At 64.4% G+C, this 10,425-nt stretch carries 13 protein-coding genes and 1 pseudogene; 9 read left to right on the top strand and 5 right to left on the bottom strand.

Annotated elements, in window-relative coordinates; translation table 11 throughout:
* Positions 1-45: 45 nt before the first annotated feature.
* A complete protein-coding gene (locus tag WCB02_RS17650) occupies positions 46-576 on the bottom strand; it encodes a GNAT family N-acetyltransferase (protein WP_423959942.1) in 531 nt (176 codons plus the stop codon).
* 103 nt (positions 577-679) lie between these two features.
* Between WCB02_RS17650 and WCB02_RS17645 the strand changes: the two genes are divergently transcribed.
* The 9 genes from WCB02_RS17645 to WCB02_RS17605 all read left to right on the top strand — a co-directional run bounded on the left by WCB02_RS17645 (position 680) and on the right by WCB02_RS17605 (position 7,847).
* Positions 680-1,276, top strand: a complete 597-nt coding sequence (locus WCB02_RS17645) for a superoxide dismutase (protein ID WP_423959940.1) — start codon at positions 680-682, stop codon at positions 1,274-1,276.
* A gap of 376 nt (positions 1,277-1,652) precedes the next feature.
* On the top strand, positions 1,653-1,829 hold the full coding sequence (locus tag WCB02_RS17640; RefSeq protein ID WP_423959937.1) for a hypothetical protein: 177 nt from the start codon (positions 1,653-1,655) through the stop codon (positions 1,827-1,829).
* The gene (locus WCB02_RS17635) at positions 1,826-2,590 is read left to right on the top strand and encodes a metal ABC transporter ATP-binding protein (RefSeq protein ID WP_423959935.1); all 765 of its coding nucleotides are present in this window, start codon (positions 1,826-1,828) and stop codon (positions 2,588-2,590) included. Before WCB02_RS17640 ends, WCB02_RS17635 begins: the two co-directional genes overlap by 4 nt.
* 5 nt (positions 2,591-2,595) lie before the next feature.
* Positions 2,596-3,465 (top strand): metal ABC transporter permease, encoded by an 870-nt coding sequence (locus tag WCB02_RS17630; RefSeq protein WP_423959943.1) that lies wholly within the window; start codon positions 2,596-2,598, stop codon positions 3,463-3,465.
* 4 nt (positions 3,466-3,469) lie between these two features.
* Entirely contained in the window at positions 3,470-4,345 is an 876-nt protein-coding gene (locus WCB02_RS17625; protein ID WP_423959934.1) for a metal ABC transporter substrate-binding protein, read from the top strand.
* A gap of 56 nt (positions 4,346-4,401) precedes the next feature.
* Complete coding sequence (locus WCB02_RS17620; protein WP_423959932.1) at positions 4,402-5,433, top strand: CobW family GTP-binding protein; 1,032 nt, start codon at positions 4,402-4,404, stop codon at positions 5,431-5,433.
* A complete protein-coding gene (locus WCB02_RS17615) occupies positions 5,433-6,446 on the top strand; it encodes a WD40 repeat domain-containing protein (protein ID WP_423959930.1) in 1,014 nt (337 codons plus the stop codon). Before WCB02_RS17620 ends, WCB02_RS17615 begins: the two co-directional genes overlap by 1 nt.
* A 72-nt stretch (positions 6,447-6,518) precedes the next feature.
* Entirely contained in the window at positions 6,519-6,899 is a 381-nt protein-coding gene (locus tag WCB02_RS17610) for a hypothetical protein (protein ID WP_423959929.1), read from the top strand.
* Positions 6,900-7,106: 207 nt separating this feature from the next.
* Entirely contained in the window at positions 7,107-7,847 is a 741-nt protein-coding gene (locus WCB02_RS17605) for an acetoacetate decarboxylase (protein WP_423959927.1), read from the top strand.
* 198 nt (positions 7,848-8,045) lie between these two features.
* Here the strand turns inward: WCB02_RS17605 and WCB02_RS17600 are convergent, their stop codons facing one another.
* The 4 genes and pseudogenes from WCB02_RS17600 to WCB02_RS17585 all read right to left on the bottom strand — a co-directional run.
* Positions 8,046-9,476, bottom strand: coding sequence for a homospermidine synthase (locus WCB02_RS17600; protein WP_423959924.1), 1,431 nt, complete (start codon positions 9,474-9,476; stop codon positions 8,046-8,048).
* A 46-nt stretch (positions 9,477-9,522) separates the two neighbouring features.
* Positions 9,523-9,912, bottom strand: a complete 390-nt coding sequence (locus tag WCB02_RS17595; protein WP_423959923.1) for a RidA family protein — start codon at positions 9,910-9,912, stop codon at positions 9,523-9,525.
* 58 nt (positions 9,913-9,970) lie between these two features.
* Positions 9,971-10,159 carry a hypothetical protein gene (locus tag WCB02_RS17590; protein WP_423959922.1) on the bottom strand — a complete coding sequence of 63 codons (189 nt, stop codon included), beginning with the start codon at positions 10,157-10,159 and terminating at the stop codon, positions 9,971-9,973.
* A pseudogene (locus tag WCB02_RS17585) lies at positions 10,156-10,425 on the bottom strand (GNAT family N-acetyltransferase); the annotation flags it as partial. The pseudogene WCB02_RS17585 and the gene WCB02_RS17590, both read right to left, overlap by 4 nt.

Below are 10,425 nucleotides of genomic sequence, written 5' to 3'. Positions count from 1 at the left end.
GCGCATTTGCCCAGCGGTGCCTCGTCGGATCTCACCGCGAGGTTTTCACCACGGCAGCCCGCAGAGATCGATCACCCCCTGCCGCGGCGCGCGCTTGAGGTCGTGGACATGAGGCGCGATCGCATCGAAGCGAACGCGGCCCGCGTCGGGCTGTTCGGCATAGATCTCGCCGTCGAACGCCTTCCAGCCGCGCGCGATATAGAAGGCCGCGTGGCGCGGCTCGCAGAACAGCAGCGCGAAATCGACCGAGCGCTCCTCCCGCAAGGTATGGATCGCCGCGTTCAGCGCGACGCTGGCATAGCCCCGGCGGCGCGCGTCGTCGCGGGTGGCGACTCCGCCGATGCCGGCGGCGCGCATCCTGCGGCCGTCCCAGCTCACCTCGCGATGAAAAATGCCGACATGGCAGACGATCTCGTCGGCGTCGTCGCGCACCAGCACGCGCAGATCGGCATCGGCGAACACCACGTCCGCCCATGGCAATTTTGCGACGACATGCGGCGGCCATACCGCGCCCAGCAGCGGCTCGGCCTGCTTCCACGCTGCGTCCCCGTTCAGGACGTCGATCTCGATACCCATCGATCCATCTCTTTTTGCCCAAAATGCGGTGTTTAACACCCCTGGAACCTTCTATAAGGGTTTTCCGTTAAGCCACGTCTCCCTCAGTTGCGGACATCATCCCATGACATTCACGCTTCCCCCCCTGCCTTATGCCTACGACGCCCTCGGGACTTATATGTCCAAGGAAACGCTGGAATATCATCACGACAAGCATCACCAAGCCTATGTGACCAACGGCAACAACGCGATCAAGGGCACCGAATTCGAAGGCAAGTCTCTCGAAGAGATCGTGAAGGGCTCGTTCGGCAAGAACGCCGCGGTCTTCAATAATGCCGGCCAGCACTACAACCACATCCACTTCTGGAAGTGGATGAAACCCAATGGCGGCGGCAGCAAATTGCCCGGCCGGCTGGAGAAGAAGATCACCGAGGACCTCGGCGGCTTTGAGAAGTTCAAGACCGATTTCGCCGCGGCCGGTGTCGGTCAGTTCGGCTCCGGCTGGTGCTGGCTGCAGGTCAAGGGCGGCAAGCTTGAAATCGCCAAGACTCCGAACGGCGAAAATCCGCTGGTGCACGGCGCGACCCCGATCCTCGGCTGCGACGTCTGGGAGCACTCCTACTACATCGACTACCGCAACCGTCGTCCGGATTATCTCAAGGCGTTCGTTGAAAATCTCATCAACTGGGAATATGTCGACGAATTGTTCGAGAAGGCCTGAGGCTGCTGTAAGCGTCATTCCGGGGCGCGCAGCGCGAACCCGGAATATCGAGATTCCGGATATGGTCCTTCGGACCATTCCGGGATGGCGCTTTTTTTCGAAACGGGCGGTCACCGAAACCGCGGCCGCCGCCGTTTTTGTCTTCGCGGAGCCGGTCCGGTCGGTGTCGGCGAGCGTGCGCTGGGGCGCCATCCGATCTGAGGCGCAATCGAGCCTAGCCCCTGGCCTGGGACGCTTGCCTTCGCGCGCCAGGACTTCCCCTCGCCGGGTGCGAGTCGTCCGGTTCCCCGCCGTAGCCACCGCTATGGCGATTGGCATGCACCAGGCCCGCAGCCGGTCAGTGGACACCCGTAATGTTATAATATAACATTTTTGGATGGTTCCAGTTCACGACCACGCCCATCCGCATGCCCACGCCCATGGGCTGGCTTCGCCGCATCCGCCGCAGGCCGCGTCATGGTCGATCCTGCGCATGCCGGTGGTCACGCGGCTCGGCGCCGCGCTGGTGGTCAGTGCCGGCCTTTGGGCGGTCGTGCTGCTGGCGATGCGATGAACGCCCTTCCGCACCTGCAATTCCGCGACGTCACGCTGGGCTATGACCGCCATCCGGCGGTGCATCATCTGTCGGGCGAGGTCGGGCCCGGAGCGCTCCTGGCGGTGATCGGTCCGAATGGCGCCGGCAAGTCGACCCTGTTTCGTGGGCTGGTCGGCATTCTCAAGCCGCTCGCGGGATCGATCTCGCTCGGTGGCCTCAACGTCCGCGACATCGCCTATCTGCCGCAGACGGCCGAGATCGACCGCAGCTTTCCGATCTCGGTGTTCGATTTCGTCGGCACCGGGCTGTGGCGGGCGACCGGCCTGTTCGGCGGCATCGGCAAGGCCGCGCGCGACAAGATCGCTCACGCGATCGCGGCCGTCGGGCTGACCGGCTTCGAGAACCGCGGCATCGGCACGCTGTCCGGGGGCCAGACCCAGCGCATGCTGTTTGCCCGGGTGCTGCTGCAGGACGCCCGGCTGATCGTGCTCGACGAACCCTTCAATGCGATCGACGCCAAGACGTCTGCCGATCTGCTGGCGCTGGTCGAGCATTGGCACATCGAGGGGCGCACCGTGCTTGCAGCGCTGCACGACATGGACCTCGTGCGCCTTCACTTTCCCGAGACGCTGCTGTTGGCGCGCGAGGCGTTGGCCTGGGGGTTGACCTCCGACGTGCTGACTGCGGAGAACCTCAAGGAAGCGCGGCGGATGTGCGAGGCCTTCGACGACGCCGCGGCCACCTGCGCGGCCGATGAGGCGCCCTCGCGGGCGGCATGACTGCGATGATCTACGATGCGCTGGTTGCGCCCTTCACCGGTTTTGAATTCATGCGCCGCGCGCTTGCGGCCGTGATTGCGCTCGCGCTGGGCGGCGGCCCGATCGGCGTGTTTCTGATGCTGCGGCGAATGAGCCTGGTCGGCGACGCGATGGCGCATGCGATCCTGCCGGGGGCTGCGATCGGCTTCCTGCTATCGGGTCTCAGTCTGTTCGCGATGACGACCGGCGGGCTGATCGCGGGCTTTACCGTGGCGATCCTCTCGGGCCTCGTGGCCCGCTCGACCGGGCTGAAGGAGGACACCTCGCTTGCGACCTTCTACCTGACCTCGCTCGCGCTCGGTGTCACCATCGTCTCCATCAAGGGCACCAATATCGATCTGTTGCACGTGCTGTTCGGCAACATTCTCGCGATGGACGACCAGACTTTGCTGGTGATCGCAGCCAACGCCACCATCACCCTTCTGGTGCTGGCGGTGATCTATCGCCCGCTGGTGATCGAGAGCGTCGATCCGCTGTTCCTGCGCACGGTGAGCAGGGCCGGCGCGCCGGCGCATCTGGCGTTTCTCGCGCTCATCGTCATCAATCTCGTCAACGGTTTTCAGGCGCTCGGCACCCTTCTTGCGGTCGGATTGATGATCTTGCCGGCGGGCATTGCGCGGTTCTGGTCGCGCGACATCACGCCGATGATCTGCATCGCGGTGGCAAGCGCGATCCTGTCGGGCTATGCCGGTCTCGTGCTGTCGTTCGAGACACGGGTGCCGTCGGGCCCTGCGATCATCCTGGTCGCGTCGGCGCTCTATGTCGCCTCGGTGTTGTTCGGCACTGTCGGCGGCCTGGCGCGGCAGCTGTTTCCGCGCCGCCATCTGGAAGCCTAGCGCCATGCGGCGGCTTTGCCTTTTGCTGATCGCGCTTGTCGCCGCTGCCACGAGCCCGCTGCGCGCGGGAGACCGCCTCGACGTGGTCGCCAGTTTCTCGATCCTCGGCGACTTCGTGCGCCAGGTCGGCGGCGACAAGGTCGACGTCACGACGCTGGTCGGAGCCAATGGCGACGTCCACGTCTATACGCCGACGCCGGCGGATGCCGGGAAGGTTGCCGCTGCAAAGCTCGTGGTCATCAATGGGCTCGGTCTCGAAGGCTGGCTGCCGCGGCTGGTGCAGTCGGCCGGCAGCCACGCACCGATCGTGGTCGCAAGCACGGGCATCGCGCCGCTTCACGATGGCGCCGAGGCCGATCCCCACGCCTGGCAGTCGGTCGCGAATGCCAGGCTCTATGTCGCCAACATCCGCGACGCGCTGGTCAAGGCCGATCCCGCGAATGCTTCCTATTTCCAGGATCGTGCCAAGAGCTATCTGGCCGAGCTCGACGGCCTCGACCGCGAGGTCCGCGCCGCGATCGCACAGATCCCGCCGGAGCGGCGCCAGGTGATCTCGACCCACAAGGCGTTCGGCTATTTCGCGCGCGACTACGGCATCGCCTTCATCGCGCCGCTCGGCGTCTCCACCGAGACCGAGCCGTCGGCCCGCGACCTCGCCCGCATCATCAGCCAGGTCAAGGCGGCCAAAATCCCTGCGGTATTCCTGGAAAATTTGACCGACGACCGGCTGATCGAACGGATCGCGGCCGAGACCGGCGCCAAGGTCGGCGGCACCCTGTATTCAGACAGCTTGACCGGCGAAAAGGGGGCTGCCCCCACTTACATTGCAATGGTCAGGCACAATATAAAGGCCCTGACCAGCGCGCTTGACCACCCATAGGGCAGGGGCCACCCTGCCGCCGGTATGCGCGGAAAAATACCCGTCTCGGAGTTGTTATGGCTGAAGCTTCCAAGATTCCCGTGACCGTGCTGACCGGCTATCTCGGCGCCGGCAAGACCACATTGCTCAACCGCATCTTGTCGGAAAACCACGGCAAGAAATACGCCGTCATCGTCAACGAATTTGGCGAGATCGGGATCGACAACGACCTCATCATCGGCGCCGATGAGGAAGTGTTCGAGATGAACAATGGCTGCGTCTGCTGCACCGTGCGCGGCGACCTCGTGCGGATTCTCGAGGGCCTGATGAAGCGCAAGGGCAAGTTCGACGCCATCATCGTCGAGACCACGGGCCTCGCCGATCCGGCGCCGGTGGCGCAGACCTTCTTCGTCGATGAGGACGTGCAGAAGAATGCCCGGCTCGACGCAGTGGTGACGGTGGCCGACGCCAAGTGGCTGTCCGACCGCCTGAAGGACGCGCCGGAAGCCAAGAACCAGATCGCGTTCGCCGACGTCATCGTGCTCAACAAGACGGACCTCGTCTCCAAGCCGGAGCTGGCGGAAGTCGAGGCACGGATTCGCGGCATCAATCCCTACGCCAAGCTGCATCGCACCGAGCGTTGCCAGGTTCAACTGGCGGACGTGCTGGAGCGCGGCGCGTTCGATCTCGACCGTATCCTCGACATCGAGCCGGACTTCCTTGAAACCAGCGACGAGCATGACCACGATCACGATCATCACCACGACCATGATCACGGTCACGGTCACGGCCTGAAGCACTACCATGATGAAGACATGCAGTCGCTGTCGCTGCGCACCGACAAGCCGCTCGATCCAACGAAGTTCATGCCCTGGCTGCAGAACCTGGTGGCGACCGAAGGCCAGAAGATCCTGCGCTCCAAGGGCATCCTGGCCTTCTCCGGCGACGCGGACCGCTACGTGTTTCAGGGCGTGCACATGATGCTGGAAGGCGATCACCAGCGGAAATGGAAGGACGACGAGCCGCGCGAGAGCCGGCTCGTGTTCATCGGCCGCGAATTGCCGGAGCAGGCGATCCGCGACGGTTTTGAAAGCTGCATCACCGCGTGATGACGAGCTTCGAGCCAGGCGCTACATCCATCACGTCGATCACCGACCGGGTCCGCCCGGTCGCGATCGGCGCGCCCGTCACCTCGGTGCATTTCCTGGGGCAGCGCGCCGCTTTCGTCGGCGCCGAGGAGAGCGTCGCTTTGGTCGACGAGCACGGCGAGATCTCCAGGACCAGCGTTCACAGCGGCGGCATTCTCTGCACGGCATCAGACGGCGAGCGCATCGTCATGGGGGGCGATGACGGTAAGCTGGTCGCGCTCGATGCCAAGGGCAAAATTGAGCTGCTCGCGACGGACGCAAAACGGCGCTGGATCGATAACGTCGCGCTGCATTCCGACGGCGCGTTTGCCTGGTCGGCGGGCAAAACCGCGTTTGTCCGCAGCGTCAAGGGCGAGGAGAAGTCGCTCGACGTGCCTTCGACGGTCGGGGGCCTCGCCTTCGCGCCCAAGGGCCTGCGGCTCGCGGTCGCGCATTATAACGGCGTGACGCTGTGGTTTCCCAATATGGCGGCAAAGCCGGAATTTCTGGAATGGGCGGGTTCGCATCTCGGCGTCACCTTCAGCCCGGACAACAAGTTTCTGGTCACCGCGATGCACGAGCCGGCGCTGCATGGCTGGCGGCTCGCCGACAGCCGGCACATGCGCATGTCGGGTTATCCCGGCCGCGTCAGATCGATGTCCTGGAGCGCGGGCGGCAAGTTTTTGGCGACCTCAGGCGCAGATACCGTGATCCTGTGGCCGTTCGCCAGCAAGGACGGTCCGATGGGCAAGGAGCCTGCGATGCTCGCGCCATTGCCGGTGCGTGCCACCGCAGTCGCGTGTCACCCGAAGCAGGACATCCTCGCCGCCGGCTACGAGGACGGCACTATCCTGCTGGTGCGGGTCGAAGATGGCGGCGAACTGCTGGTGCGCCGCAACGGCACTCCGCCGGTCGCCGGATTGGCCTGGAACGCCAAGGGCACGATGCTGGCTTTCGCTGACGAGGAAGGTCGCGCCGGCTTGCTGCCGCTTTGAGGTAGGCTGCCACCAGGAACTTAGCGCCGTACCGCTCGTTGACCTCCGAACCATGTCAGCGGATGGAACGAGATGCCTCCCGAAGAGCGGAAACGCGCGCCGAAGCAACTGCATAGGCGGGAATTGTGGATCGCCTCGACCTTGATCGTGGCGGGGTTTCTGATCTCCGGCGCCTCGATCGCCGATCTCGAAGCGCATAGTCTGCAGCAGCTGGCGGATGAGCAGGCGCAGGACCGGATGGCGCAAGGACAAACGGCTCAAGGCATGCCGCCGCTGCAGTCCTCGCCGCCGACCGAGAACACGGCGCCCGCCGAGTCAAAGCCCGGCGGCACGCGTCCGACGACGCCAGCGCCGGAACCGGCCCGTCCCGATCCGGAAGCGCAGAAGGACGGAGTCAAGGCCGCGCTGCCGCCGGCACCGGCCGAAAAGGTCGCCCCGCCGATCAAGAATTAGGCGCCAAGTAATAAGCTGCGTCATTCCCGGGCGCGCCGACCGGCTCGATCCGAGCGGGGATCGTTGCACCCCGGAATGACGCATCCGGATATGACGCCGATACGACATGGTCTAACGAGGTTGTGACGGCGCCCGCCGTCCCTCCCTCCTCGCGTACCGGCCTCAGCCGCCGCATAATCGCCCGATCGCGACAGTCGGAGGCGAACCATGAAAATCGAGGAAATCAGGCGAACTGCCTATTCGATGCCGTTGACCAGCCCGTCGTTTCCGCCGGGCCCCTATCGTTTCTTCAACCGCGAATATTTCGTCGTCACCTACAAGACCGACCCGGAGGCGCTCGCCGCCGTGGTGCCGGAGCCGCTCGAGATCATCGAGCCCGTGGTCAAATACGAGTTCATCCGGATGCCGGATTCAACCGGCTTCGGCGACTACACCGAAACCGGACAGGTGATCCCGGTCCGCTTCAAGGGCGAGGAAGGCGTCTATACACACGCGATGTATCTCGATGACGATGCGCCGATCGCGGGCGGCCGCGAATTGTGGGGCTTTCCCAAGAAGCTTGCCCGGCCGAAGGTCGAAGTCGAAAGCGACGTGTTGGTCGGGACGCTGCATTATGGCTCCGTGCTCTGCGTCTCAGCCACCATGGGCTACAAGCACCGCAACGTCGATCACGACACCGTACTGAAAGGCATGAAGGCGCCGAACTTCATCCTGAAGATCATTCCCCATGTCGACGGTAGCCCGCGGATCTGCGAACTGGCGCGCTTCCAGCTCGAGGACATCACCCTGAAGGAGGCCTGGACCGGGCCGGCCGCGCTCGGCCTGTTTCCCCATGCGCTCGCCGACGTCGCACGCCTGCCGGTGCGCGAGGTGGTCTCGGCATTACACTACAAGGCGGACCTGACGCTGGGACTGGGCACAGTGGCGTTCGATTACATGAAGAAGTAACGATCGTCATTTGGAGCATCGCGGAGCGATGAACCCCGGAATCTCGAGACGGGCCTGCATTATTTTACATCGGGATTCCAGGTTCGCGCAGCCAAGTCGGCTGCTACCGACTTGGATATTCATATTGCTGAACTCGGGTAAGCCCGAGTTCAGGTGCGCGCCCCGGAATGACCAGAGGACGATTGGCGACGCCTCCGCTCACCGCACCAGCACGTTCCTGAACTGCCAGGGATCGTTGGTGTCGATGTCCTCGGGGAACAGTCCCGGTCGGTCGGTCAGCGGGGTCCAATCGGTGTAGAAGCCCTTCACCGGGCCGAGATACGGCATCTGGATTTCGAGGCAGCGGCGGAAATCCATTTCGTCGGCCTCGACGATGCCCTCGGTGGGATTTTCCAGCGCCCAGACCATGCCGGCGAGCACGGCCGAGGACACCTGCAGGCCGGTGGCGTTCTGATAGGGCGCAATCGCCCGGGTTTCCTCGATCGAGAGCTGCGAGCCGTACCAGTAGGCGTTCCTGGCGTGGCCGTAGACCAGTACGCCGAGCTCGTCGATGCCGTCGACGATCTCGTTCTCGTCCAGGATGTGCCACTTCTCCTGCATCTTGCCGGTGGCGCCGAAGATCTCGTGCAGCGACAGCACCGCGTCGTTGGCCGGATGATAGGCGTAATGGCAGGTCGGGCGGTACACCACGTGCTGGCCGTCTCGCACCGTGAAGTAGTCGGCGATCGAGATCGATTCATTGTGGGTGACCAGGAAGCCATATTGCGCGCCGGGCGTCGGGCACCAGGAACGCACGCGGGTGTTGGCGCCGGGCTGCAAGAGATAGATCGCGGCACCGCAGCCGTCCGGGTGGGTGCGGCCGTTCTCCGGCATCCATTTTTCATGGGTGCCCCAGCCGAGCTCGGCCGGCTGCATGCCCTCGGACACAAAACCCTCGACCGACCAGGTGTTGACGAACACGTCCATCGGCTTCGGATTTCTGGAGCGCTGGGTGTCGCGCTCGGCGATATGGATGCCCTTGACCCCGAGCTTGTGCGCCAGCTGGCCCCAGCCCTCCCGGCTCTGCGGCGCGTTGAACGGCGTATTGGTGTCGCGCGCGATGTCGAGCAGCGCCTGCTTGACGAACCAGGACACCATGCCCGGATTGGCCCCGCAGGTTGAAACCGCGGTCGTGCCGCCCGGGCTCTTGTGCTTGGCCGCAAGCAGCGTCTGGCGCAGCGCGTAGTTGGAACGCTTTTCGGGATTGATGGACTTGTCGAAATAGAAGCCGGCCCATGGTTCGATCACGGTATCGACATAGAGCGCGCCGATCTCGCGGCACATCGTCATGATGTCGACCGAGGAAGTGTCGACCGAGAGGTTCACGCAGAAGCCCTGGCCGCCGCCTGCGGTGAGCAGCGGCACGAGCAATTCGTGATAATTGTCCCGCGTCACCGCTTGCTTGATGAAGCGCACGCCGTGCTTCCTGGCGAGCTCGCCATCCTCGTGCGGATCGATGATGACGAAGCGCGACTTGTCATAGGCAAAATGCCGTTCGATCAAGGGCAGGGTGCCTTTGCCGATCGAGCCGAAGCCGATCATGACAATGGGGCCGGAAATCTTCGCGTGGATCTGCGCGGAAGGGTTCATCAAATGGTCTCCAGGAGAACAGGCTGGTTGCGGCGTATAAGGGGCATCACGCGCTGCGACGCTTCGCGGTCACTTCGATCTCGACCTTCATCTCGGGCTTCAGGAGCGCCGCGACCACCAGCAATGTGGCTGCCGGACGGATCTCGCCGAGAAACTCGCCACACACCGCGAAATGGGCATCGGCGTCCCTGACGTCGATCAAATAATAGGTCGCGCGGACGATATCGGCCATCGCGAAGCCGGCCTCTTGCAGCGCGGCCTCGATGGTCTTGAAGCAGTTCCGTGACTGGCTCGTGACATCGGCCGGCATCGTCATGGCCGTGTAGTCATAGCCGGTGGTGCCGGCAACGAAGGCGAAATCGCCGTCGACCACCGCGCGGCTGTAGCCGGCGGTCTTTTCGAATGGGGAGCCGGTGGAAACCAGGCGGCGTGGCATGTCGGACCTCGGCTGACGGGTGGAGGCGGCGTCCCGGCCGCGCAAAACCTTGGCTATCTCAGAGTGAGCGCTGTGTCACGTCGGAGGGCGGCTGCGGGCCAAGGCCCCAGCGGCGCACCAGGATGTCCCTGACGATCATGACCGCCAGCAGGATCAGGACCACCGTGGTGACCAGCGTGCTGCGGGCGCGCTTGTCCGGAGTCCGTCGCGCCTGCGCCCGGTTGGCCGGTGGCATGATCCCGCTCACGCCGATTGCTGCAGCAGCTGAGCGGTCTTCCGGGCACGCGCTGTCCGCATTTTCGGTAATGACGCGCCGGTCGGCACGATCATGCCCCAGGCGCCGTCGAGCGCGCCCTCGCGCAGCTCGAGCCCGAGCAGGCGCTCGCGCTCGAATGGTCCCGGCAGCGACAGCTCTGCGGTCATGGCCGCCGAAAAGCCGAAGCGGGCATAATAGGGCGCATCGCCAAGCAGGATCACCGCACCATGGCTGCGGGCGCGGGCGGCGGAAATCGC

It is taken from the genome of Bradyrhizobium sp. (assembly GCF_049581145.1).
Classification (GTDB): domain Bacteria; phylum Pseudomonadota; class Alphaproteobacteria; order Rhizobiales; family Xanthobacteraceae; genus Bradyrhizobium.
Note: the sequence above shows the minus strand (reverse complement) of the source record. Positions and strands in the feature narration are given on the sequence as shown.

Excerpts from the sequence above, each read along its gene's own strand:
- WCB02_RS17650 (WP_423959942.1), bottom strand. The coding sequence starts at position 576 with ATGGGTATCGAGATCGACGTCCTGAACGGGGACGCAGCGTGGAAGCAG.
- WCB02_RS17645 (WP_423959940.1), top strand. The coding sequence starts at position 680 with ATGACATTCACGCTTCCCCCCCTGCCTTATGCCTACGACGCCCTCGGG.
- WCB02_RS17640 (WP_423959937.1), top strand. The coding sequence starts at position 1,653 with ATGGTTCCAGTTCACGACCACGCCCATCCGCATGCCCACGCCCATGGG.
- WCB02_RS17635 (WP_423959935.1), top strand. The coding sequence starts at position 1,826 with ATGAACGCCCTTCCGCACCTGCAATTCCGCGACGTCACGCTGGGCTAT.
- WCB02_RS17630 (WP_423959943.1), top strand. The coding sequence starts at position 2,596 with ATGATCTACGATGCGCTGGTTGCGCCCTTCACCGGTTTTGAATTCATG.
- WCB02_RS17625 (WP_423959934.1), top strand. The coding sequence starts at position 3,470 with ATGCGGCGGCTTTGCCTTTTGCTGATCGCGCTTGTCGCCGCTGCCACG.
- WCB02_RS17620 (WP_423959932.1), top strand. The coding sequence starts at position 4,402 with ATGGCTGAAGCTTCCAAGATTCCCGTGACCGTGCTGACCGGCTATCTC.
- WCB02_RS17615 (WP_423959930.1), top strand. The coding sequence starts at position 5,433 with ATGACGAGCTTCGAGCCAGGCGCTACATCCATCACGTCGATCACCGAC.
- WCB02_RS17610 (WP_423959929.1), top strand. The coding sequence starts at position 6,519 with ATGCCTCCCGAAGAGCGGAAACGCGCGCCGAAGCAACTGCATAGGCGG.
- WCB02_RS17605 (WP_423959927.1), top strand. The coding sequence starts at position 7,107 with ATGAAAATCGAGGAAATCAGGCGAACTGCCTATTCGATGCCGTTGACC.
- WCB02_RS17600 (WP_423959924.1), bottom strand. The coding sequence starts at position 9,476 with ATGAACCCTTCCGCGCAGATCCACGCGAAGATTTCCGGCCCCATTGTC.
- WCB02_RS17595 (WP_423959923.1), bottom strand. The coding sequence starts at position 9,912 with ATGCCACGCCGCCTGGTTTCCACCGGCTCCCCATTCGAAAAGACCGCC.